The organism is Microbacterium sp. MMO-10, assembly GCF_037148715.1.
Classification (GTDB): Bacteria; Actinomycetota; Actinomycetes; order Actinomycetales; family Microbacteriaceae; genus Microbacterium.
Genome location: NZ_JBBCSV010000002.1, coordinates 73,268 through 95,092 on the forward strand (window position 1 = coordinate 73,268; position 21,825 = coordinate 95,092).

General features: G+C 70.3%; 20 protein-coding genes. 16 read left to right on the top strand and 4 right to left on the bottom strand.

The window, feature by feature from the left end; translation table 11 throughout:
* Nucleotide 1 precedes the first annotated feature (1 nt).
* From glmU to WFJ17_RS04915, 5 genes are all read left to right on the top strand, one after another.
* Nucleotides 2-1,429 (top strand): bifunctional UDP-N-acetylglucosamine diphosphorylase/glucosamine-1-phosphate N-acetyltransferase GlmU, encoded by a 1,428-nt coding sequence (gene glmU, locus WFJ17_RS04895; RefSeq protein WP_251445287.1) that lies wholly within the window; start codon nucleotides 2-4, stop codon nucleotides 1,427-1,429.
* Between the two features lie 9 nt (nucleotides 1,430-1,438).
* The gene (locus WFJ17_RS04900) at nucleotides 1,439-2,476 is read left to right on the top strand and encodes a ribose-phosphate diphosphokinase (RefSeq protein ID WP_251445284.1); all 1,038 of its coding nucleotides are present in this window, start codon (nucleotides 1,439-1,441) and stop codon (nucleotides 2,474-2,476) included.
* A gap of 112 nt (nucleotides 2,477-2,588) precedes the next feature.
* Nucleotides 2,589-3,056, top strand: coding sequence for an FMN-binding protein (locus WFJ17_RS04905; RefSeq protein WP_251445281.1), 468 nt, complete (start codon nucleotides 2,589-2,591; stop codon nucleotides 3,054-3,056).
* 67 nt (nucleotides 3,057-3,123) lie between these two features.
* Nucleotides 3,124-3,990: an FAD:protein FMN transferase gene (locus tag WFJ17_RS04910; protein ID WP_251445276.1), complete on the top strand. Its 867-nt coding sequence runs from the start codon at nucleotides 3,124-3,126 to the stop codon at nucleotides 3,988-3,990.
* A complete protein-coding gene (locus WFJ17_RS04915; protein WP_336647826.1) occupies nucleotides 3,987-5,513 on the top strand; it encodes an FAD-dependent oxidoreductase in 1,527 nt (508 codons plus the stop codon). The genes WFJ17_RS04910 and WFJ17_RS04915 overlap by 4 nt, the downstream gene beginning before the upstream one ends.
* Nucleotides 5,514-5,547: 34 nt before the next feature.
* On the opposite strand, the gene WFJ17_RS04920 is transcribed toward WFJ17_RS04915, so the two are convergent.
* Both WFJ17_RS04920 and WFJ17_RS04925 read right to left on the bottom strand, forming a co-directional pair.
* Complete coding sequence (locus WFJ17_RS04920; RefSeq protein ID WP_336647827.1) at nucleotides 5,548-7,209, bottom strand: sensor histidine kinase; 1,662 nt, start codon at nucleotides 7,207-7,209, stop codon at nucleotides 5,548-5,550.
* Between the two features lie 30 nt (nucleotides 7,210-7,239).
* On the bottom strand, nucleotides 7,240-7,974 hold the full coding sequence (locus WFJ17_RS04925) for a response regulator transcription factor (protein ID WP_251445266.1): 735 nt from the start codon (nucleotides 7,972-7,974) through the stop codon (nucleotides 7,240-7,242).
* A 145-nt stretch (nucleotides 7,975-8,119) separates the two neighbouring features.
* Here WFJ17_RS04925 and WFJ17_RS04930 point away from each other — a divergent pair, with 145 nt between their 5' ends.
* A complete protein-coding gene (locus WFJ17_RS04930) occupies nucleotides 8,120-9,649 on the top strand; it encodes an ABC transporter permease (protein ID WP_336647828.1) in 1,530 nt (509 codons plus the stop codon).
* A 35-nt stretch (nucleotides 9,650-9,684) separates the two neighbouring features.
* The gene (locus WFJ17_RS04935; RefSeq protein WP_336647830.1) at nucleotides 9,685-10,383 is read left to right on the top strand and encodes an ABC transporter ATP-binding protein; all 699 of its coding nucleotides are present in this window, start codon (nucleotides 9,685-9,687) and stop codon (nucleotides 10,381-10,383) included.
* A gap of 77 nt (nucleotides 10,384-10,460) precedes the next feature.
* Here the strand turns inward: WFJ17_RS04935 and gndA are convergent, their stop codons facing one another.
* Entirely contained in the window at nucleotides 10,461-11,921 is a 1,461-nt protein-coding gene (gene gndA / locus WFJ17_RS04940; RefSeq protein ID WP_336647831.1) for an NADP-dependent phosphogluconate dehydrogenase, read from the bottom strand.
* Nucleotides 11,922-12,125: 204 nt separating this feature from the next.
* On the opposite strand from gndA, the gene uxaC reads away from it, so the two are divergent.
* The 7 genes from uxaC to WFJ17_RS04975 all read left to right on the top strand — a co-directional run bounded on the left by uxaC (nucleotide 12,126) and on the right by WFJ17_RS04975 (nucleotide 20,126).
* Complete coding sequence (gene uxaC / locus WFJ17_RS04945) at nucleotides 12,126-13,511, top strand: glucuronate isomerase (RefSeq protein WP_336647832.1); 1,386 nt, start codon at nucleotides 12,126-12,128, stop codon at nucleotides 13,509-13,511.
* Nucleotides 13,512-13,584: 73 nt separating this feature from the next.
* Entirely contained in the window at nucleotides 13,585-14,823 is a 1,239-nt protein-coding gene (gene manD / locus WFJ17_RS04950) for a D-mannonate dehydratase ManD (RefSeq protein WP_251445221.1), read from the top strand.
* A 215-nt stretch (nucleotides 14,824-15,038) separates the two neighbouring features.
* Nucleotides 15,039-16,271, top strand: a complete 1,233-nt coding sequence (locus WFJ17_RS04955; protein WP_251445218.1) for a branched-chain amino acid ABC transporter substrate-binding protein — start codon at nucleotides 15,039-15,041, stop codon at nucleotides 16,269-16,271.
* Between the two features lie 97 nt (nucleotides 16,272-16,368).
* Entirely contained in the window at nucleotides 16,369-17,385 is a 1,017-nt protein-coding gene (locus WFJ17_RS04960; RefSeq protein WP_251445214.1) for a branched-chain amino acid ABC transporter permease, read from the top strand.
* Nucleotides 17,382-18,581: a branched-chain amino acid ABC transporter permease gene (locus tag WFJ17_RS04965; RefSeq protein WP_336647833.1), complete on the top strand. Its 1,200-nt coding sequence runs from the start codon at nucleotides 17,382-17,384 to the stop codon at nucleotides 18,579-18,581. The genes WFJ17_RS04960 and WFJ17_RS04965 overlap by 4 nt, the downstream gene beginning before the upstream one ends.
* Nucleotides 18,578-19,426 (top strand): ABC transporter ATP-binding protein, encoded by an 849-nt coding sequence (locus tag WFJ17_RS04970; protein ID WP_251445208.1) that lies wholly within the window; start codon nucleotides 18,578-18,580, stop codon nucleotides 19,424-19,426. Before WFJ17_RS04965 ends, WFJ17_RS04970 begins: the two co-directional genes overlap by 4 nt.
* The gene (locus WFJ17_RS04975; RefSeq protein WP_251445205.1) at nucleotides 19,413-20,126 is read left to right on the top strand and encodes an ABC transporter ATP-binding protein; all 714 of its coding nucleotides are present in this window, start codon (nucleotides 19,413-19,415) and stop codon (nucleotides 20,124-20,126) included. Before WFJ17_RS04970 ends, WFJ17_RS04975 begins: the two co-directional genes overlap by 14 nt.
* Before the next feature lie 80 nt (nucleotides 20,127-20,206).
* Here WFJ17_RS04975 and WFJ17_RS04980 read toward each other — a convergent pair whose 3' ends face one another.
* The gene (locus WFJ17_RS04980) at nucleotides 20,207-20,332 is read right to left on the bottom strand and encodes a hypothetical protein (protein ID WP_285814267.1); all 126 of its coding nucleotides are present in this window, start codon (nucleotides 20,330-20,332) and stop codon (nucleotides 20,207-20,209) included.
* A 190-nt stretch (nucleotides 20,333-20,522) separates the two neighbouring features.
* Between WFJ17_RS04980 and WFJ17_RS04985 the strand changes: the two genes are divergently transcribed.
* Both WFJ17_RS04985 and pth read left to right on the top strand, forming a co-directional pair.
* Nucleotides 20,523-21,134 (top strand): 50S ribosomal protein L25/general stress protein Ctc, encoded by a 612-nt coding sequence (locus WFJ17_RS04985; protein ID WP_251445202.1) that lies wholly within the window; start codon nucleotides 20,523-20,525, stop codon nucleotides 21,132-21,134.
* A 78-nt stretch (nucleotides 21,135-21,212) separates the two neighbouring features.
* Nucleotides 21,213-21,794 carry an aminoacyl-tRNA hydrolase gene (pth, locus tag WFJ17_RS04990; RefSeq protein WP_251445199.1) on the top strand — a complete coding sequence of 194 codons (582 nt, stop codon included), beginning with the start codon at nucleotides 21,213-21,215 and terminating at the stop codon, nucleotides 21,792-21,794.
* The last annotated feature ends 31 nt before the right edge of the window (nucleotides 21,795-21,825 follow it).

Here is a 21,825-nt window from a genome sequence, read left to right on the forward strand (position 1 = left end):
CATGACGAAGAACGCACTCGCCATCATCGTGCTCGCCGCAGGGCAGGGCACCCGCATGAAGTCCCGGCTGCCCAAGGTGCTGCACCCCATCGGCGGACGCACCCTCGTGGGGCATGTGCTCGCCACCGCCTCGCAGCTGGGCGCAGAGACCGTCGAGGTCGTGGTGCGCCACGAGCGCGATCAGGTGGTCGCGGCGCTCGCCGCCGAGCATCCGGAAGCGGTCATCGTCGATCAGGACGACATCCCCGGCACCGGGCGTGCCGTGCAGGTCGCCCTCGACGCGCTCCCGGAGGGCTTCGACGGCGACGTGCTGGTTCTCTCCGGCGACGTGCCGCTGCTGGAGGCCGAGACGCTGCAGGCGCTCGTCGACGGGCACCGCGCCGCTGCCGCTGCGGCGACGATCCTGAGCGCCATCGTCGACGACCCGACCGGATACGGACGGGTCATCCGCGACGCCGCCGGCGACGTCGCCCGGATCGTCGAGCAGAAGGACGCGGACGACGCCGAGAAGGCGACGCGCGAGATCAACGCCGGCGTGTACGTGTTCCGTGCCGGGCTCCTGCGCACCGAGCTCGCCCAGGTCACGACCGACAACGCCCAGGGCGAGATGTACCTGACCACGGTCATCGGCCTGCTGCGCGCGCACGACGAGAAGGTCGCCGTCGAGATCGCGGCCGACACCACCGCCACGTTCGGCATCAACGACCGGGTGCAGCTCGCCGAGGCCGCGCGCACGCTGAACGACCGCATCGTGCGGCGCTGGCAGCGCGAGGGCGTGACCATCCAGGATCCCGCGACCACCTGGATCGACGACGACGTGACGCTCGCGCCCGACGTCACGGTGTTGCCGAACACCCACATCCTGCGGGCGAGCACCGTCGCCTCCGGCGCCGTCATCGGCCCCGACACCACCCTCGTCAGCTGCGAGGTGGGGGAGGACGCCGAGGTGCGCCGCTCCGAGGCGACCCTCGCCGTGATCGGCGCGCGCGCGACGGTCGGGCCGTTCTCCTACCTCCGCGCCGGCACGACGCTGGGCGACGAGGGCAAGATCGGCGCCTACGTCGAGACGAAGAACGCCCAGATCGGCGAGGGATCCAAGGTTCCGCACCTCTCGTACGTCGGCGATGCGACGGTCGGTCGCGGCGTCAACCTCGGCGCCTCCACGATCACGGCGAACTACGACGACGTCAACAAGCACCGCACCGAGATCGGGGACGAGGTGCACACGGGCTCGCACACGGTGCTCGTCGCGCCCGTTAGGCTGGGAGCCGGCGCGAAGACCGGCGCCGGAGCCGTCGTCCGCAAGGACGTCCCCGCCGGTGCCCTCGCGATGAGCGTCGCACCCCAGCGCAACATCGAGGGGTGGGTCGAGAAGAACAGAGCAGGCACGGCCGCAGCAGACGCGGCGCGTGCCGATTCGGCGGAATAGGCGGGTCCGATGGGGCGCAAGAAGAACACGACGGTCGAGCTGGATCGCGAGAACGACATCGCGCCAGGTCTGGTCGCGAAGACCAAGAAGCGGCTCGTCGTCGCCGGCGGGCGCTCGCACCCCGAGCTGGTCGCGGCGGTCGCCGCGGCCCTCGGCACGGAGATCGCGCCGGTCGAGCACCGCACCTTCGCGTCCGGCGAGCTCTACGCCCGGTTCGAGGTGTCGATCCGCGGCTGCGACCTGTTCATCATCCAGTCCTTCGGGGATCCGATCAACGAGTGGCTCATGGAGACGCTCATCATGCTCGACGCCGCCAAGCGCGCGTCGGCCAAGCGCATCACCGTGGTCGCCCCCTACTACCCCTACGCCCGGCAGGACAAGAAGGGCCGGGGTCGCGAGCCCATCTCGGCGCGTCTCGTCGCCGACATGCTCAAGGTCGCCGGCGCCGACCGCGTGATGAGCGTCGACCTGCACGCCGCCCAGATCCAGGGCTTCTTCGACGGCCCGGTCGACCACCTCTTCGCCAAGCCTGTGCTGCTCGAGCACTTCGAGGACACGCTGACGGCGGAGGACCGCGCCACGCTCACCATCGTCTCGCCCGACATGGGACGCGTGCGCGTCGCCGACACCTGGTCCGACAGCCTCGACGCTCCGCTCGCGATCATCCACAAGCGCCGCGACCCGAAGGTCGCCAACCAGGTCTCGGTCCACGAGATCGTCGGAACCGTCGACGGACGCACCTGCCTCCTCGTCGACGACATGATCGACACCGGCGGCACGATCGTGAAGGCGGCTCAGGCGCTCAAGGCCAACGGCGCCCGCAAGGTGATCGTCGCGGCGACGCACGCGATCTTCTCGGACCCTGCCAGCGAGCGTCTGCAGGACTCCGCAATCGACGAGGTCGTCGTCACCGACACCATCCCGCTCTCCGAGGCGCGCCGGTTCCCGGGGCTGCGCATCCTTCCGATCGCGCCGCTGCTCGCCACCGCCATCCGCCAGGTGTTCGAGGACGGATCCGTCACGAGCATGTTCGACGGAGCCGCCTGACCTCAGATCGACGAGGGGCCGGCCGGGCGCATCCCGGCCGGCCCCTCGTCCTTCACGGGGCGTCCCGACATCTCAAAGGTGACGCACAGGTGGATTGCTGAAGCTGGATCGTATGAAGCTCTCGCCCTCGGTACGCCAAGGATCCGCCCTCGTCGGCATCGCCGGAACGCTGCTGCTCGCCGGCTGTGCGGCCGAGGCTTCCTCCGCGGAGACGACGAAGGACACGCCCGCACCGCAGAGCACCGCGGAGGCATCGGCGCCCGCAGCCTCCGGCACGGGCGGCACGTACAAGGACGGCACCTACACCGCCGACGGCTCGTACCAGACGCCGGAGACCGTGGAGAAGATCACGGTGTCGATCACGATCGCCGGTGACACGGTGACCGCGGTGAAGGTCACCGGGGACCCGCAGGCGTCGGAGACGGAGCATTATCAGTCGCAGTTCATCGGCGGCATCTCGGCGCAGGTGGTCGGCAAGAAGCTCGACGAGATCTCCGTCAGCCGGGTGTCCGGGTCCTCGCTCACGAGCAAGGGCTTCACCCAGGCGCTGGCGACCATCCGTACCGAGGCCAAGAGCTGACGTGGGTCCTTCCGCGGCGCAGCCGGATCCGGTTCGGGCCGGCCGGCCCTCGCGCAAGGACGGCTGAGTGGACCACGTCTGGCGGTTCGAGGCGATCGGCACCGTCTGGGAGATCGCGACCTCCCGGCCCCTGGCCGATGCGGACCGCGACGCCGTCGGCGAGACGATCGACGATTTCGACCACACCTGGTCGCGGTTCCGCGACGACTCGCTCGTGACGGCGCTGGCCGCGGAGCCCCAGGAGGTCCCCGCTCCGCCGGATGCGCGCGCCATGCTCGACCTCTACCGGGCGCTGGCGGAGGCGACGGGCGGGGCAGTGCAGCCGCTCGTCGGCGACAGCCTCTCGGCCCGGGGATACGATGCGCGGTACTCGCTGCACGACCGCGGTCCGCTCCCGGCGCCGGGGGACTGGGCCGACCAGCTCGCCTGGGACGACGGCGCGCTCACGCTGCACGCCCCGGCCCTCATCGACGTCGGGGCGATCGGCAAGGGGCGCCTCGTCGACGTCGTGCACGACCTGCTGGGCGCGCTCGGGCATGCCGAGCGTCTCGTCGACGCCGGAGGCGACCTGCGGCTGAGCGGCCCGCCGATCCGGGTGGGACTGGAGCATCCGTTCGACGGGACGCGGGCGATCGGCGTCGCCGAGGTCGCGGATGCCGCGCTGTGCGGGTCGGCCGTGAACCGGCGCGCCTGGCCCGGGCCGCACGGCGGACTGCACCACGTGCTGGACGCCCGGACCGGCGAGCCCGTGCGCACGGTCGCCGCGACCTGGGCGATCGCGGAGGAGGCGATGCTCGCCGACGCCGCCGCCATGGCGCTGTTCTTCGACGGCGGTCCCGCCTTCGCCGACCGGTTCGGTGTGGAATGGGTGCGGATGACCACCGCGGGCGCGGTGGAGTGGTCGGCCGGGGATCGGATGGAGGTGTTCGCATGATCGCGACGCTGGTCGGCCTGCAGCAGCGCGTGCTCGCGCAGCTGGGGCGTCTGACGATGTACCGGCTCACGCTGTACGCGCTCATCGCGCTGGCCGTGGTCGCCGTGGTCGAGTCGGCGCTCGGCTGGATCGGCGTCACGCCGCTGGACGTCGTCGCCAGCCTCGCCCTGCTGCTGGTCGCGACCTTCTGCACCGACGCGGTCGCCCAGGCCCTGCTGCGGGTGCCGCGGCGGATCGAGTCGTCGCTGATCACGGCGCTGATCCTGCTGTTCGTGGTGCAGCCGGGGGCGAACCCCGACCAGATCGGCGGCATCGCCCTCGCAGGCGTCGTCGCGAGCGCATCCAAGTACGTGCTGGTCTGGCGCGGGCGGCATCTGCTCAACCCCGCCGCGGTCGGGGCGACGGTGCTCACCCTCACGACGCTGGGCTTCTCCGCCTGGTGGGTGGGCACGCCCGCCCTCGCCCTGCCCGTGGTCCTGCTCGGCCTGCTGGTGCTGTGGCGCACGGAACGCGTCGCGGTCGTGCTGCTCTTCGTCGCGGTCTACGCCGCGGTGTCGACGGCACGGCTCTCCGTGCAGTCCGCCGCGGCCGGCATCGCGGTAGACCCGGCGGGCCTGCTCACGACCGTGCTGCTGCAGTCGCCCGTGCTGTTCCTCGGCGCGTTCATGCTGACCGAGCCGCTCACCCTGCCGGCGCGGCGCGGGCAGCAGCTGCTCGTCGCGGCGGTGGTCGGCGTACTCGCCGGCTGGCCGCTGTCGCTCGGCGTCATCACCCTCGGGCAGGAGCGGGCGCTGCTCGTCGGCAACCTGCTCGCCGCTGTGCTCGTCGCCCGATCCGGGATCCGGCTGTCCCTGGTGCGCCGCAGAGCGCTCACCCCCACCGTGCACGAGCTCACCTTCCGGACGCGCCGGCGGTTCCGCTTCGCACCGGGCCAGTACCTCGAGCTGCAGGTGCCGCATCGCCGCCCCGACGCCCGGGGCACGCGTCGCGAGTTCAGCATCGTCTCCGCTCCGGCGGAGCTGCCTTTCGTGCGCATCGCCTATCGGGAGGCCGAGCCGGGATCCACCTTCAAGCGCGCGCTCGGCGTGGTGCAGGCCGACGACGTGCTCACCGCCACCGGTGTCTGGGGGGACTTCGTGCTGCCCGCCCGTGACGTCCCCGTGCTTCTCCTCGCCGCGGGGATCGGCGTGACGCCGTTCGTGTCGCAGCTCGGCGCCGGAGACCGCACGGACTGCGTGCTCGTGCTCGTCGCGTCCTCGGCGCAGGAGTGCGCCTATCTCGACGAGCTCGCCGCATCCGGGGCGCGGATCGTCGTCGTGACCCCGGACCGCCCCGAGGCCCTGCCCGCGGGGGCTGAGTGGGCCGGGGGAGGGCGGCTGGACGCCGCGCTGCTGCGGGAGCTGGTTCCGGACCTGGCGCGACGCCACGCCTACGTCTCGGGGCCGCCCCGGCTCCTCGCGGACCTCGCGCCGACCCTGCGCGGTGCTCGTCGGGTCACGACCGATGCGTTCGCGGGCTACTGATCCGGCGGGCGCACGCGCCTGAGCGCCCGCGGGCTCAGCGTCCGCCGACGGTGCGGGTCATCTCGTGGCCGCCCCCGGCGGTGCGGTCCTCGGCCGGCCGGTCCTCGGCCGGGCGGTCCTCGTCGGGCCGAGCAGCGGAGGCGGATCCGGCGGGGGCGCCGGGTGCCGCATCCGCGGTCGGCGTCGCGCCGGTCTGCGGATGCGGGACGTGCGGCAGCCGGACGGTGAACGTGGTCGCGCCCGGTTCGCTCTGCACGGAGATCGTGCCGCCGTGACCGTCCACGATCGCCTTGGTGATCGACAGGCCGAGCCCGGATCCGCCGGTCGCCCGGTTGCGCGAGCGGTCGCCGCGCGCGAAGCGGCTGAACAGCTCGTCGCGGACGGCGGGGTCGATGCCGGGGCCGTCGTCGCTCACCCGCAGCACGGCGGCGTCGTCCTCGTCGGCGACCTCGATCGAGATCCGGGTGCCGGCCGGGGTGTGCGTGCGCGCGTTGGCGATGAGGTTCGTGACGACCTGCTGCAGCCGGCCGGTGTCGCCGATGAGCTCCACGGGCTCCTCCGGCACGTCGATCGACCACTCGTGATCGGGGGCCGTCGGGCGTGCGTCCTCGACGCCCTCGATCGCGAGGCGGGAGAGGTCGACGGACGACAGCGACAGCTCCCTGCCCTCCTCCAGGCGGGCGAGCAGCAGCAGATCCTCGACGAGGCTGGTCATCCGCAGGGACTGCGCCTGGATGCGCTCCAGCGCGGTGTGCGCCGAGGCGGTGGCGGGGTCCTCCGGCGCCTCCGACCTCGACAGCGCGCGCAGCGAGAGCTCGGAGTAGCCGCGGATCGACGAGAGCGGCGTGCGCAGCTCGTGGCTCGCATCGGCGACGAACTGCCGCATCCGCTCCTCGTTGCGCTGACGCACGGCGAGGGACGCGTCGACGTGGTCGAGCAGCGTGTTCAGGGCGGCGCCGACCAGTCCGGTCTCGGTGCGCGGATCCGCCTCGGCCGCAGGCACGCGCTCGGTGATCGACACGTCTCCGCGGTCCAGAGGCTGGTTCGCGACGCGGTTCGCCGTGGCGGCGACCTCGCGCAGCGGGCGCAGGGCCACCCGGATCGTGATCGCGGTGGAGAGCGCGAGCAGGATGAGCCCGCCGATCGTGGTGAGCGCGATCATCGAGAACAGCGTCGTGATCTGCGCCTCGGTGGAGGCGCGGGGCAGACCCGTGATCACCTCGAACTGCGTCGGGCCCGCCGGGGGCACGGGCTGGTGCACGAACTGATAGTCGCCGAGCTGGGAGAGATCCTCCGCGTAGCGTCCCTCCGAGAGCGCGGTGACGGCCTGGTGGATCTGCAGGGCGGTGAGATCCTGCGCCACCCGGTCGGACGTGACCACCGTGCCGCTGGCGGCTCCGCTCTCCGAGACCACGATGACGAGCGTGCCGTTGGGCACGCCGGTGGGCCCCACCACGAGGTCGGACGCGGCCGGCACGAAGTGTCCGATCACGGCCGACTGCCGGGCGATGGCGCCGACGCTCTTCGCGGTGGCCGACAGCTCGTCCTGCAGCCTCCCGTTGAGCACGTTCCCGAGCACCACGCTCGTCGCGATGGCGATGACGACGAGGATCAGCGACACGAACCCGGTGACCGCGGCCATGAGGCGGGTCTGCAGGGAGAGCGGGCCGCGCGGGCGGGGGCGGAACGGGTTCATCGGCGTGAGGACTCCATCGGGTGCGCGGGCTTACTGCTGCGGGGCCTTGATCATGTAGCCGACACCGCGGACGGTGTGGATCAGCGGCACGTCACGACCGGCGTCGAGCTTCTTGCGCAGATACGAGATGTAGAGCTCGACGACACTGGAGCGGCCGCCGAAGTCGTAGCTCCACACCCGGTCGAGGATCTGCGCCTTCGACAGCACGCGGCGCTCGTTGCGCATGAGGAAGCGCAGCAGTTCGAACTCGGTCGCGGTGAGCTCGATCTCGTCCCCGTCGCGGACCACCTCGTGGCTGTCCTCGTTGAGGGTGAGATCGCCGACCTGGAGGATCGAGTCGCTCTCGCTCGTGGTCGCCCCGCCGGAACGGCGGATCACGGCCCGCAGCCGGGCGACGACCTCCTCGAGACTGAACGGCTTGGTGACGTAGTCGTCCCCTCCGGCGGTGAGGCCGGCGATCCGATCGCCCACCGCGTCCTTGGCGGTGAGGAACAGCACCGGCACCATGTTGCCCTGCTCGCGCAGGCGCTTGAGGACGCCGAGCCCGTCCAGGTCGGGCATCATGACGTCGAGGACCAGGGCGTCGGGGCCGAAGTCGCGGGCGACCTGCAGCGCCTCGAGCCCTGACCCGGCGGTGCGGACCTCCCAGCCCTCCATGCGCAGGGCCATGGCGAGCAGGTCGGTGAGCATCGGCTCGTCGTCGACCGCGAGGATCCGCAGGGGGGAGCCGTCGGGGCGGCGCAGCTCAGTGGCGTGATCGTTCATGGGATCCATTCTCCTCAGGTTCCTATGAACGCCCTATGAGCTTTGGGTGCAGGAGGGTGCTTAGCGCGCGCATAGCAACGCCATCAACGCGGCCCAGACCGCGCTCCTAGCGTCACCAGGGCAAGAGTGACCGAAGAGGAGAACCATGTACGGGACCTATCTGCGCCGAGAGCTGGCCGGGCGGAAGAAGCAGACGGTGATCGTCGCTGTCGGCCTGGCCGTCGCGATCGCCCTCGTGATCGTCGTCAACGCGCTCTCCGCCGGTGTGCGCGACGCGCAGTCCGAGGCTCTGGCCCGCGTGTACGGCGTCGGCACCGATCTCACGGTCACGGGAGCACCCGCCCAGCGGGGCAGCGACACGGGGCAGCGCTTCGACTTCGGAGCCGGCGGCGGCGCGACCGGCAGCGACGGGTCCACCTCGCTGAAGACCTCCGTGCTGCGCGCTTCGCCGGCACGGGGCACGCTCGCCGCGACCGGCGTCGAGACGATCTCCGGCACCCAGGGCGTGGCCGCCGCCACGGGGGCGCTGAGCCTGACCAACCTGACGTTCGACGGCCAGATCGCCCAGCAGGGCGGGCAGACCGGCACCGGCCAGACCGGCGCCGGGCAGGGCGAAGGCGGCACGGGGCAGGGCGGCACGGGCGAGCGCCCTCGGTTCGGCGGCGGCAACTTCGGCCTCAACTCGTTCACCGTGCTCGGCGTCGACCCGGCCGCCGGGCCGACCGTCGGCCCGCTGTCGTCCGTGAAGGTCTCCTCCGGCCGGGCCCTGGCCGCCGGAGACGCCGGCCAGCTCGTGGCCGTGGTGGACAGCACGTATGCGACGTCCAAGAGCCTGAGTGTCGGCGGGACGATCGACGTCGGCGGATCCACGGTGAAGATCGTCGGGATCGTGACGTCCTCCTCCGACTCGGCGGACACGGCGGCGAACGTGTATCTGCCGCTGGACACCGCGCAGAAGATCGCCGGCACGGGCGACGTCGTCTCGACGATCTACGTCAAGGCGTCGTCGACCGACGACATCTCCTCCGTGCAGACCGCCCTCGCCAGGGCGCTGCCCGATGCCACGGTGAGCTCGCAGGCCGATCTCGCCTCCACCGTCTCCGGATCGCTCTCCAGCGCCGCGGGCATGATCGAGGGGCTCGGCACCTGGCTGTCGATCATCGTGCTCGCCGTGGCGGTGCTGCTCGCCGTGCTCTTCACCCTCTCCGGTGTCGCGCGGCGCACCCGGGAGTTCGGCACGCTCAAGGCCATCGGCTGGTCCAACGGTCGGATCGTGCGCCAGGTGGCGGGGGAGTCCCTCGTGCAGGGGCTCATCGGTGGGGCGGCGGGTCTCGCCCTCGGTCTGGTGGGCGTCCTGGTGATCAACCTCGTGCAGCCCACCATCTCGGGCGCATCGGCCTCGGGCTTCGCTCGCCGGGCTGCCGGGGGAGGAGAAGGCGCTGCGAGCGGCGCCGCAGGGGGCGCGGGTGGCGCCTTCCCCGGGGGCGGCGCGGGAGGCGGCTTCCGCGGCCTCGGCGAGTCGGTGCAGAACGTCGTGCTGCATGCGCCGCTCAGCGTCTGGATCCTGGTCGCCGCGGTGGGGCTGGCGATCCTCGGCGGCCTCGTCGCGGGGGCGATCGGCGGCTGGCGCGCCGCCCGGCTGAGCCCTGCCGAAGCCCTGCGGTCCGCCGCTTGACACTCGCATCCGGAACAGCAGGAGGAACACCAGTCATGAGCATCATCGAAAGCACTCCGAGCGAGGCGCTGTACCGCCTCGAAGGCGTCACGCGCACCTACGCGACCCAGGGACACACGGTCACCCCGCTCACCGGCGTGACCGTCGAGATCGGCGCCGGCGAGTTCGTCACCATCCAGGGACCGACCGGCGGGGGGAAGTCCACGCTGCTGCAGCTGCTCGGCGCACTCGACCGGCCGACGGGCGGCTCGCTCCTCCTCGGCGGCGTCGAGCTCGCCTCGGCCTCGAACAAGGAGCTCGGCAGGATCCGGGCCGAGGAGATCGGCTTCGTGTTCCAGGGGTTCAACCTCATCCCGACCCTCACCGCACGGGAGAACGTCGCCATGGCGCTGGTCCCGTCGAACGTGGGCGTCGACGAACGCCGCGCCAGGGTCGAGGAGGCGCTGGCCCACGTCGGGCTGGCCGATCGTGGCGACCACCTTCCCGGCGAGCTCTCCGGCGGACAGCAGCAGCGCGTCGCGATCGCGCGGGCCATCGTGAAGAAGCCGCGCGTGCTCCTCGCGGACGAGCCGACCGGGAACCTGGACGAGGAGATGCGCGACGAGATCCTCGCACTGCTGGAATCGCTGTGCGCCGAGGGCCTGACGCTCATCGTCGTGACGCACGACTCGGCGGTGGCCCGGCGCGCGCACCGCCGGCTCCGCCTCAAGAACGGTCGCCTGAACGAGGTCTGACCCCCTCCACTTGCGAGTCGTCCCCCTCAGCACGGTCCATAGGACGTGCTGAGGGGGACGACTCGTTGTGGGGGGCGTCAGTGCGTGTCGACGGCCTCGATCTCGGTGCGGTCGCCGGACCACTGGGTGTGGAACGTGCCGGGCTTGTCGATGCGCTTGTAGGTGTGCGCGCCGAAGAAGTCGCGCTGCCCCTGCACGAGCGCGGCGGGGAGGCGGTCGGCGCGGATGCCGTCGTAGTACGACAGCGACGACGAGAACGCGGGCGCGGGGATCCCGGCCTGTGCGGCCGCGACGACGACGCGGCGCCACGCCGGCTGGGCGCGGCCGATCGCCTCGGCGAAGTACGGCGCCGTCATCAGGACCGGAAGGTCGGGGGTCTCGGCGTATGCGTCGGCGATGCGGTTCAGGAACTGCGCGCGGATGATGCAGCCGCCGCGCCAGATCTTGCTGATCGCACCGAGGTCGATGTTCCAGCCGTACTCGGCGGCACCCGCGCGGATCTCGTCGAAGCCCTGCGAGTAGGCGACGATCTTGGATGCGTACAGCGCGAGGCGCACGTCCTCGATGAACGCGTCCACCTGGTCGGCGGGGACGGTGAAGGCCTCGTCGGGTCCGGGCAGGGCGCCGGCGACGGCGCGCTGCTCGGGGTGCGAGCTCAGCGAACGGGCGAAGGTGGCCTCGGCGATGCCGGAGACCGGGACGCCGAGGGACAGCGCGGTCTGCACGGTCCACGCGCCGGTGCCCTTGGCGCCGGCCTGGTCGAGGATGACGTCCACGAGCGGTGCGCCGGTGGCGGCGTCGACCTGGCGGAGCACCTCCGCGGTGATCTCGATGAGGTACGACTCGAGCTCGCCCTTGTTCCACTCGGCGAAGATCTCGGCGATCTCGGCCGGGGTCTTGCCGGTGCCGCGACGGATCAGGTCGTAGGCCTCGGCGATGAGCTGCATGTCGGCGTACTCGATGCCGTTGTGCACCATCTTCACGAAGTGGCCCGCGCCGTCGTGGCCCACGTGCGTCACGCACGGCTCGCCCTCCGCGATCGCGGCGATGGAGCGCAGGATCGGGCCCAGCGTCACCCAGGACTCGTCGGATCCGCCCGGCATGATCGAGGGCCCGGTGAGCGCTCCCTCCTCGCCGCCGGAGATGCCCGCGCCGACGAAGTTGATGCCGGTGGAGCGCACCGCCTTCTCACGGCGGATCGTGTCCGGGAAGTACGCGTTGCCGCCGTCGACGATGATGTCGCCCGGCTCGAACACCTTCACGAGCTCGTCGATCACCGCGTCGGTGCCGGCGCCGGCCTTGACCATGATGATCGCCGTGCGGGGCTTCTGCAGCGCGTCGGCGAACTCCTGGTAGGAGGCCGCGGGGATGAAGCCCGCCTCGGGGTGCGCGTCCAGCACGCCCTGCGTCTTCTCGTAGCTGCGGTTGAAGATCGCCACCGTGTTGCCCTCGCGGCTGGCGAGGTTGCGGGCGAGGTTCGAGCCCATGACGGCGAGCCCGACGACTCCGATGTTGGCGTGGGCGGTGGTTTCTGACACGCGGGACTCCAGACGAAAGCGTGGATGGGCTTTCCAGATTATCGCGTCGGTCGAGGCCGATGACCGTGCTGTCCGCTTCGCGCAGCGAGCGGTTGCCAGACATGATCCTTCCGCTGTTTCAGAAACCAGGAAAGACAGGATGGCAAGCGGTTGCCAATCGGGTGGATCCTGGATAGGGTTCCGGGGGACGAAGGAGGACCATCCGTGACTGAGCACACCGTCGACGACGCGCTCTTCGCCGCCGATCCGGTCGAGCGCGGGATCGCTCGGGAGCTGTTCGCGGAGGTGCGCACCGCCCCGATCATCTCGCCGCACGGACACGTCGACGCCGCGATGCTCGCCGAAGACAGGGCCTTCCCCGACCCGACCGCTCTGCTGATCACGCCGGACCACTACGTGACGAGGCTGCTGCACGCCGACGGAGCGGACCTCGCCGACCTCGGCGTCGGCGCCGCCGTCGACCCGCGCGCGGCGTGGCGGCTGCTCGCCGGACGCTGGCATCTGTTCGCCGGCACCGCATCGGGGTTCTGGTTCGAGCGCACGCTGCGCGACCGGTTCGGCGTGGAGGACGAGCTCACCGCCGCCTCCGCCGATCGCGTCTACGACCGGATCGCCGCGGCCCTGGCCGGGGAGCGCTTCCGCCCGCAGGCGCTGTTCGACGAGTTCGGCATCGCCGTGCTGGCCACCACGGACGATCCGCTGGACGACCTCGCCGGACACGCACGACTGCGCGAGAGCGGAGACGTGCGCGGGCGGGTGGCGCCGACGTTCCGTCCTGACGCCTATCTCGATCCGGCCGCGCCCGACTTCGCGTCCCGCGTGCTGCGCCTGCTCGGGGGCAGGCCCGCGTCGTTCGACGCCTATCTGGATGCGCTGCAGGAGCGGCGCCGCCACTTCGTCGCGCACGGCGCGTTCTCCGCCGATCACGGCGTGATCGAGCCGTACACCGTGGCGATGGAGGCTGCCGACGCGGAGCGCCTCTTCCAGCGCGTGCTGTCCGGAGAGTCGGATGCGGTCGACGAGCGCGAGTTCCGCGGGCACATGCTCTGGCAGATGGCGCGGATGAGCGTCGAGGACGGCCTGGTCATGACGATCCACCCCGGCGTCCACCGGGATCACTCCCCGGCGGTGCGCAGGCGATACGGCGCCGATGCCGGGGCCGACATCCCGGTGCCGGTCGAATACGTCCGCAACCTCAAGCCGCTGCTGGACGACTTCGGCCTGCGGCGCGACTTCCACCTGGTGCTCTTCACGATCGACGAGACGGTGTTCTCGAGGGAGATCGCGCCCCTGGCCGGCTTCTATCCGAGCGTGTTCATCGGCTCGCCGTGGTGGTTCATCGACGCACCAGAGGCGATCGCGCGCTTCCGCGCCGCGACCGCCGAGTCCGCCGGCTTCTACCGGTCCAGCGGGTTCGTGGACGACACCCGCGCCTTCCTCTCGATCCCGGTGCGTCACGAGATGGCGCGCCGGGCCGACGCCGCCGCGCTCGCCCGGATGGTGGTGGACGGCAGGATCCGGCGATCCCGGGCGGAGCAGATCATCCGCGACCTCGTCGATGCCGTGCCGCGCCGGGCGTTCAAGCTGTGACGCGCGAGCCGGAACGGCACCCCCAGACCCCCGACACCGTCCTCCCCGAGGCAGAGAGCAGGCAGGCGCACCCATGATCATCGAACGGGCAGAGGTCGTCGTGACCAGTCCCAGCCGCAACTTCGTCACGCTCCGGCTCGTGACCGACGACGGCATCGTCGGGCTCGGCGATGCGACGCTGAACGGCCGCGAGCTCGCGGTCGTCGCCTACCTGCGCGACCACGTGGTGCCGCTGCTGCGGGGACGGGATGCGCACCGCATCGAGGACACCTGGCAATTCCTCTATCGCGGCGGCTACTGGCGCCGCGGACCCGTCACGATGGCGGCCATCGCCGCCGTCGACATGGCGCTGTGGGACATCAAGGCGCGCGCCGCGGGCATGCCGCTGTACCAGCTGCTCGGCGGTGCGAGCCGGGAGGGCCTGCTGGCGTACGGGCACGCCTCCGGCTCCGACCTGAGCGAGCTCTTCGACTCCGTCCGCGCGCACCTCGAGCAGGGGTTCCGTGCCATCCGCGTGCAGACGGGGGTGCCGGGGCTGAACGCGATCTACGGCATCGCCTCGCAGGCGGCCGCGGCCGGCGGGGGAGAGGAGCGCTACGACCACGAGCCGGCGCGGCGCGGGGCGCTCCCGATGCAGGAGGACTGGGACACCCGTGCGTACCTGCGCCATCTGCCCGGGGTCTTCGAGGCGGTGCGCAACGAGTTCGGCCCGGAGCTGCCGCTGCTGCACGACGGGCATCACCGGATGACGCCCCTGCAGGCCGCGAAGCTCGGCAAGGAGCTCGAGCCCTACGACCTGTTCTGGCTCGAGGACTGCACACCCGCCGAGAACCAGGAGGCGCTGCGTCTCGTGCGCCGGCACACCACGACGCCGCTCGCGATCGGCGAGGTCTTCAACACCGTCTGGGACTTCAAGGACCTCATCCGCGAGCAGCTCATCGACTACGTGCGCGGCGCCGTCACGCACATGGGGGGCATCACGCCGCTGAAGAAGACGATGGAGTACGCGGCGCTGTACCAGATCCGCTCCGGGTTCCACGGGCCGACCGACATCTCCCCGGTGGGGATGGCGGCGCAGATGCATCTGGGGCTGGCCATCCACAACTTCGGGATCCAGGAGTACATGAAGCACTCCGCGCGCACCGACGAGGTGTTCCGGCAGTCGTTCCGCTGGCGGGACGGACTGCTGCATCCGGGCGACGAGCCGGGACTCGGCGTCGAGCTGGATCTCGACGAGGCGGGCCGGTATCCGTACGAGCAGGCGTACCTGCCCTTCAACCGGCTCGCCGACGGCACGGTCCACGACTGGTGAGTGCACGCCGGGCGCGTCGCGCATCCGCAGATGTCGATCCCGAGAACAGCGTGTAACGATCCGAATACCCGTTCGGCCCGATGACGCGAGAAACGGCACCCCGTCGGACTAATGTCGTTCGCGGAGCGCGTGCAAAGAGGTACGCTCACCACACCTTGAAGACATCGACGTTCGCAAGGAGCGGTCGATGACCCGAATCGGAAGGCAATCACAAAATGATGCGAAAGAAGGCCCTCAGTGCGGGCGTCGCAGCAGCAGCGGCGCTGCTTCTGCTCGCAGGTTGCGCGAATCAGCCCGGTGCAGGAGGCAGCACCACGGGAAGCTCCAGCGGATCCATCCCGGACATCCCCGCGGTGACCTCGGTCGAGACGCCCAAGGACGCGGTCCTGCCCGCCGGTGACGGCAAGGCGACCTGCCCCGCCACGACCACCCTCGCCTACATCGGCGCCGAGACCGGCCCGAACGCACAGCTCGGCATCAACATCTTCCAGGGCGTGCAGCTGGCCATCGACCAGCACAACAAGGCCAACCCCGGCTGCCAGGTGCAGTTCAAGAAGTACGACACGGAGGGCGACCCGAACAAGGCGACCGGCCCGACCACGCAGGCGGTCTCCGAGGCGGACATCCTCGGCGTCGTCGGTCTGCCGTTCTCCGGCGAGTCCAAGGCCACCGGAAACATCTTCCAGCAGCAGGGTCTCGTGCACATCACGCCCTCGGCGACCAACCCGGGCCTGACCCAGAACGGCTGGACGACCTTCTTCCGCGGCCTCGGCAACGACGCGCAGCAGGGTCCGGCGGCGGCGAAGTTCCTGACCGACACCCTGAAGGCCAAGAAGGTCTACCTGGTGCAGGACGACTCCGACTACGGCATCGGCCTGGCCGGGACCACGTCGAAGGGCCTGGGCGACGCGCTGGTCGGCACCGACAAGGTGACCACCGGGCAGAAGGACTTCTCGGCGACGATCTCGAAGATCATCAACGCGAAGCCGGATGCGGTCTACTACTCGGGCTACTACGCCGAGGCGGCGCCGCTCGCGCAGCAGCTCGCTGCCAAGGGCTTCACGGGCGCCTTCGTCGGCCCCGACGGTGTGAAGGACGACCAGTTCATCAAGCTCGCCGGCGACGCGTCCAAGAACGCGTTCTTCACCTGCCCCTGCATCCCGGGTGAGCTGCTCACCGACTTCTCGAAGCAGTACACCGACGCGTTCAACGCGGCGCCGGGCACCTACTCGATCGAGGGCTACGACGCGGCCACCGTGCTGCTGAGCGGCATCGACAAGGGCAAGCAGTCGCGCGCCGACCTGCTCGCCTGGGTGACGTCGTACGACGCTGACGGCCTCGCGAAGCACCTCAAGTGGGACAAGACGGGCGAGCTCGAGGCGCCGACCGTCTACGGCTACCGCGTCCTGGACGGGAAGATCGCCTACATCGGCCCGATCGGCAAGTAATGACAGAAGGGCCCCGTGGCTTCCCAGCCGCGGGGCCCTTCTTCCCCCTCCCGGCCTCTCGGCGCAACGACGCGCCACTCTGCGGAAGCGAACCTGAATGCTCGATCTCGTCGCTCTGTCCGTCGTTCATGCGGACTCCTCCTGGATCAACTTCGACATCAACGCCCTGTTCCAGAACTTCTGGAGCGCCACCTTCGACGGCCTCACCTTCGGAGCCGTCTACGGGCTCATCGCCGTGGGCTACACCCTCGTCTACGGCGTGCTGAGCCTGATCAACTTCGCCCACTCCGAAGTGTTCATCGTCGGCGCCTACGGCGTCGTCATGACGCTGACGATGCTCGGCTTCGGCCCGAGCGCGCCGACCATCGGACCTGTCGCGATCATCATGGATCTCCTGCTCGCCCTCGTGGTCGGCATGGTCTTCTCCGCCGCGACGGCGTTCATCGTCGAACGCGTGGCGTATAGACCCTTGCGCAAACGCAACGCCCCCCGGCTCGCGTTCCTGATCACCGCGATCGGCGTCTCCTTCGCGATCCAGTACCTGATCTTCCTGCCCTTCGTCGGCGGGGCGAACGCGCAGCCCGCGGTCACGATGTTCATCCCGACCCCGGTGTTCGACGTCTTCGGCACGATCATCACCAACCAGCAGATCATCATCGTCATCGCGGCGGTGCTGCTCATGGTCGGCACCGACATGTTCATCCGGCGCAGCCGCACCGGTCGCGGGATCCGCGCCGTCGCGCAGGATCCGGACACCGCCACCCTGATGGGCGTCTCGAAGGAGCGCACCATCGTGATCACCTTCATCATCGGTGGTCTGCTGGCCGGTGCCGCCGCACTGTTCTACGTGATGCTGGTGCCCTCCGGCGTCATCTACAACGGCGGGTTCATCCTCGGCGTCAAGGCGTTCGCGGCGGCGGTCCTCGGCGGCATCGGCAACGTCCGCGGGGCGCTGCTCGGCGGCATCCTGCTGGGCATCGTGGGCAACTACGGACAGATCCTGCTGGGCGACGCGCAGTGGGCCGACGTCGTGGCCTTCGTCATCCTGGTCCTCGTGCTGCTCGTGCGACCGACCGGCATCCTCGGCACCACCCTCGGAAGGAGCAAGGCATGAGCACCTCATCCGATGGCCCCCGTCCGCTGCGCACGGCGGAATCGGCCCGCGAGACGATCGAGACCGAGTCGGTCGCAACCGTGCGCCGCGGTCCGTTCCGCGGCATGCGCGAGCGCTGGAACGAGCTGTCCCGTCCCGCGCAGTGGGCGTGGATGCTGATTCCGGTCGCGATCGCATACGCGCTCCCGTTCCTGAACTTCTTCCCGCTCACCACCGCGCCGGGCAACGACTGGCCGCTGGCGCTGTTCGCGATGGCGGTCTACGCGCTCGTCGCCGTCGGCCTGAACGTCGTCGTCGGCTACGCCGGCCTGCTCGACCTCGGCTACGTGGCGTTCTTCGCCGTCGGCTCCTACACGGCGGCGATGTTCACCAGCCCGGATTCGCCGTACCTGAAGATCCCCTACCTCTGGACCCTGCCGCTGGCGATGGTCGTGGCGATGATCTTCGGCATCACGCTGGGAGTCCCGACGCTCCGGCTGCGGGGCGACTATCTCGCCATCGTGACGCTCGGCTTCGGAGAGATCGTGCGGATCCTCGCAACGATCATCCCGGCGATGAAGGGGCAGGTGGGCTTCCAGAACGTGGGGCGCCCACCGGGCGAGGGCCCGAACGGGATCCCCCTGTTCGCCAACTCCAACGGCACACCGTGGTACTGGCTGACGGTGACGATCCTGATCATCATCCTGCTGCTCGCGGGCAACCTGGAGCGCTCGCGCGTCGGTCGCGCCTGGATCGCGATCCGCGAGGACGAGGACGCCGCGGAGACCATGGGCGTCCCCACCTTCCGATACAAGGTGTGGGCGTTCGCGATCGGTGCGAGCGTGGGAGGCCTTTCCGGCGCGCTGTTCGCCGGACAGGTCGGCTTCGTGAACAACCAGAAGTTCGACGTGCAGACCTCGATCCTCTTCCTCGCCGCGGTCGTCCTCGGCGGAACCGGCAACAAGGTCGGCGCGATCCTCGGTGGCGCGATCGTCGCGTACATCCCGCTCCGGTTCACCGCGATCGCGGACTACAAGTACCTGATCTTCGGCGTCGCCCTGGTGATCCTGATGATCTACCGCTCCAAGGGACTGATCCCGGCGAAGATGCGGCTCATGGCGTACTCGCGCAAGGCGCTCGAGTGGGTGGCGCCGCCGAAGACGCCCGCGTCACCACCGCCACGACCCACCCCGAGCACGGAAGGGGGCGCGTCATGACGGACCCGATCCAGGACCCGCCGCTCGTCGAGGGCGCCGAATCCGAGCGCGAGATCGACGTCGCCGTCGGCGAGAAGCTCGTCGAGGTGAAGAACCTGACGATCAAGTTCGGTGGACTCACCGCCCTGGACGACGTCTCGTTCGACATCCGGCGCGGCGAGATCCTCGGCCTCATCGGTCCGAACGGCGCGGGCAAGACGACCTGCTTCAACGCGATGACGGGCGTCTACAAGCCGACGAGCGGCGATGTGCTGCTCGAGGGGCAGTCCGTGAAGGGGCGCAAGCAGCACCAGATCACCCGGCTCGGCTTCGCCCGGACGTTCCAGAACATCCGCCTCTTCGGCGAGATGACCGCTCTGGAGAACGTCGTGGTCGGGCTCGACGCCCGCCACCGCACGTCGGTGCCGGGCGCGCTGCTGCGTCTTCCCCGGCACGTCCGGGAGGAGAAGAGCTCGGTCGATCGGGCGATGGCGCTGCTCGACTTCGTCGGCATCGCCCAGCACGCGCAGAAGCGCTCGCGGGACCTGTCCTACGGATCGCAGCGGCGTCTGGAGATCGCGCGCGCGCTCGCGACGGATCCGAAGCTGCTCTGCCTCGATGAGCCCGCCGCCGGCTTCAACCCGGCCGAGAAGGAGGACCTGATGGCGCTCATCCGGTCCATCCGGGACGAGGGCTACACCGTGCTGCTCATCGAGCACGACATGAAGCTCGTGATGGGGGTCACCGACCGCATCGTCGTGCTCGAGTTCGGCAAGAAGATCGCCGACGACCTGCCCGGAGTCATCCGCGATGACCCGCGCGTGATCGCCGCCTACCTGGGAGTGCCCGAAGATGACGTTGCTTGAACTGAAGGACGTCTCCGTCCACTACGGACGGATCAAGGCGATCCACGACATCTCCTTCGCCGTGGAGGAGGGGGAGATCGTCTCGCTGATCGGCGCCAACGGCGCCGGGAAGACGACGACGATGCGCACGATCTCGGGGCTGCTCCAGCCGTCGAGCGGATCCATCACCTTCGATGGGCAGGACATCACCAAGATGAAGGCGCACCTGCGCGTGGTCAAGGGGATCTCCCAGTCGCCGGAGGGCCGCGGGATCTTCCCGGGCATGACGGTGCTGGAGAACCTCGACATGGGCACCTTCGGCTTGAAGAACAAGTCGGGGGTCGCCGAGTCCTACGAGCGCGTGTTCTCGCTGTTCCCGCGCCTCGACGAGCGCAAGAAGCAGCTCGGCGGCACGATGTCGGGCGGCGAGCAGCAGATGCTCGCCATCGGGCGCGCGCTGATGTCGCAGCCGCGCGTGCTGCTGCTCGACGAGCCCTCGATGGGTCTCGCGCCGCAGTTCATCCGGCAGATCTTCAAGATCATCACGGAGATCAACGCGCAGGGCACGACCGTTCTGCTCGTGGAGCAGAACGCCAACCAGGCGCTGGCCCGCGCGCACCGCGCCTTCGTGCTCGAGACCGGCGCCATCACCCGCACCGGCACGGGCAAGGAGCTGCTCGCCGATCCGGCCGTCAAGGAGGCCTATCTCGGCGTGGGCTGAGCCGGCCGGGGCCACGGGTCCCCATGCACGAGAAGAACCGCGTCGTCCGGAGGGGCGGCGCGGTTCTTCCGTCGAGGTCGTCAGTCCTTGCGGTAGCCGGAACGGCCGAGCGAGAACAGTGCGCCGAAGCAGAGCACGGCGGCGCCGACGGTCATGAGGCCGATCAGCCAGGCCAGCGCTTCGGAGAGGAACACACCATCGGTCATGCCGTACAGCCTATCGTCAGTGGCGCGCGCGGATCTCGGGTAGCATGGTGGGGTCCTCGGCGAGGGATGGCGCGCGTGCGCGCACATCCGTGATCGACGCGGTGAGCTCTGGCTCTCCTTCCGTCGTGTCGAGACGACGCACCCAGACCACCGCACGGCATCTGCGCCGCGCGTGAACGAGGAGAACATCATGACCGAAGACAACAAGGTTGTCGCCGAGCTCCGCACCAGCTTCGGCAAGGGCTTCGCCCGCCGCCTGCGCGCCGCGGGCCAGATCCCGGCCGTCATCTACGGCCACGGCGCCGAGCCGGTGCACGTCGCATTGCCGGGCCACCAGGTCGCCCTGCTCATCCGCCGCGCCAACGCGCTGCTCGACCTCGACATCGAGGGCAAGGGCCAGCTCGCCCTGGTCAAGGACGTGCAGAAGGACCCGGTGCACCAGGTCATCGAGCACATCGACCTCCTCGTCGTGAAGAAGGGCGAGAAGGTCTCCGTCGAGCTCCCCGTGGTCGTCGTGGGCGAGGCCTTCGCCGGCACGATCGTGCAGCTGGAGAACACGCACCTCGCCGTCGAGGCGGAAGCCACCCACATCCCTGAGCACGTCGAGGTCTCCGTCGAGGGCCTCGAGGACGGCGCGCACATCACTGCCGCCGACGTGACCCTGCCGAAGGGTGTCACGCTGGTCGCCGACCCGGAGCTGCTCATCGTGGCGGTGTCCGCACAGAACACCTCCGACTCGCTCGCCGAGGCCGAGGGCGACGCTCTCGAGGCCGACGCCATCGAGTCCGAGACGGCGGAGTGACCGTCCGGTCCTAGAACTCCGAGAAGGGGGCGCGATTCTTCGCGCCCCCTTCTTGCTCTCTTCCTGGAGGATGGATCCATGGCGCAGACGTGGCTGGTGGTGGGGCTCGGCAACCCGGGTCCGAAGTACGCCGCGACCCGGCACAACGTGGGACAGATGGTCGTCGACGAGCTCGCGGCGCGCCGCGGCGAATCCTTCCGCGAGCACAAGGCCGGCGCCAGGGTCGTCGAGACCTGGGTGCGGCCGGGGGGCGACAAGCTCGTGCTCGCCAAGCCCAACAGCTTCATGAACGTGTCCGGCGCCCCGGTGGGTGCGCTCGCCCGGTTCTACTCGGTGGACCCCGAGCGGGTCGTGCTCGTGCACGACGAGCTCGACATCCCCTTCGACACGATCAAGCTCAAGGTCGGCGGAGGGCACGGCGGGCACAACGGCATCCGCGATGTCGCGCGGGTGCTGACCACGCCCGACTTCCCGCGCGTGCGGGTGGGGATCGGCCGGCCTCCGGGACGGCAGGATCCCGCGGACTGGGTGCTCGCCCCGTTCGGCGCCGCCGAGCGTCCGAACCTCCCGATCCTCGTCGCCGACGCGGCGGACGCCGTGGAGCAGCTGGTCGAAGAGGGACTGCTCGCCGCGCAGCAGAAGCACCACGCCCCGCGCTGAGCCGCATGCCGCGGAGCCTCGCGTCGGGATG

Excerpts from the sequence above, each read along its gene's own strand:
- glmU (WP_251445287.1), top strand. The coding sequence starts at position 2 with ATGACGAAGAACGCACTCGCCATCATCGTGCTCGCCGCAGGGCAGGGC.
- WFJ17_RS04900 (WP_251445284.1), top strand. The coding sequence starts at position 1,439 with ATGGGGCGCAAGAAGAACACGACGGTCGAGCTGGATCGCGAGAACGAC.
- WFJ17_RS04905 (WP_251445281.1), top strand. The coding sequence starts at position 2,589 with ATGAAGCTCTCGCCCTCGGTACGCCAAGGATCCGCCCTCGTCGGCATC.
- WFJ17_RS04915 (WP_336647826.1), top strand. The coding sequence starts at position 3,987 with ATGATCGCGACGCTGGTCGGCCTGCAGCAGCGCGTGCTCGCGCAGCTG.
- WFJ17_RS04920 (WP_336647827.1), bottom strand. The coding sequence starts at position 7,209 with ATGAACCCGTTCCGCCCCCGCCCGCGCGGCCCGCTCTCCCTGCAGACC.
- WFJ17_RS04925 (WP_251445266.1), bottom strand. The coding sequence starts at position 7,974 with ATGAACGATCACGCCACTGAGCTGCGCCGCCCCGACGGCTCCCCCCTG.
- WFJ17_RS04930 (WP_336647828.1), top strand. The coding sequence starts at position 8,120 with ATGTACGGGACCTATCTGCGCCGAGAGCTGGCCGGGCGGAAGAAGCAG.
- WFJ17_RS04935 (WP_336647830.1), top strand. The coding sequence starts at position 9,685 with ATGAGCATCATCGAAAGCACTCCGAGCGAGGCGCTGTACCGCCTCGAA.
- manD (WP_251445221.1), top strand. The coding sequence starts at position 13,585 with ATGATCATCGAACGGGCAGAGGTCGTCGTGACCAGTCCCAGCCGCAAC.
- WFJ17_RS04955 (WP_251445218.1), top strand. The coding sequence starts at position 15,039 with ATGATGCGAAAGAAGGCCCTCAGTGCGGGCGTCGCAGCAGCAGCGGCG.
- WFJ17_RS04960 (WP_251445214.1), top strand. The coding sequence starts at position 16,369 with ATGCTCGATCTCGTCGCTCTGTCCGTCGTTCATGCGGACTCCTCCTGG.
- WFJ17_RS04965 (WP_336647833.1), top strand. The coding sequence starts at position 17,382 with ATGAGCACCTCATCCGATGGCCCCCGTCCGCTGCGCACGGCGGAATCG.
- WFJ17_RS04970 (WP_251445208.1), top strand. The coding sequence starts at position 18,578 with ATGACGGACCCGATCCAGGACCCGCCGCTCGTCGAGGGCGCCGAATCC.
- WFJ17_RS04975 (WP_251445205.1), top strand. The coding sequence starts at position 19,413 with ATGACGTTGCTTGAACTGAAGGACGTCTCCGTCCACTACGGACGGATC.
- WFJ17_RS04980 (WP_285814267.1), bottom strand. The coding sequence starts at position 20,332 with ATGACCGATGGTGTGTTCCTCTCCGAAGCGCTGGCCTGGCTGATCGGC.
- WFJ17_RS04985 (WP_251445202.1), top strand. The coding sequence starts at position 20,523 with ATGACCGAAGACAACAAGGTTGTCGCCGAGCTCCGCACCAGCTTCGGC.
- pth (WP_251445199.1), top strand. The coding sequence starts at position 21,213 with ATGGCGCAGACGTGGCTGGTGGTGGGGCTCGGCAACCCGGGTCCGAAG.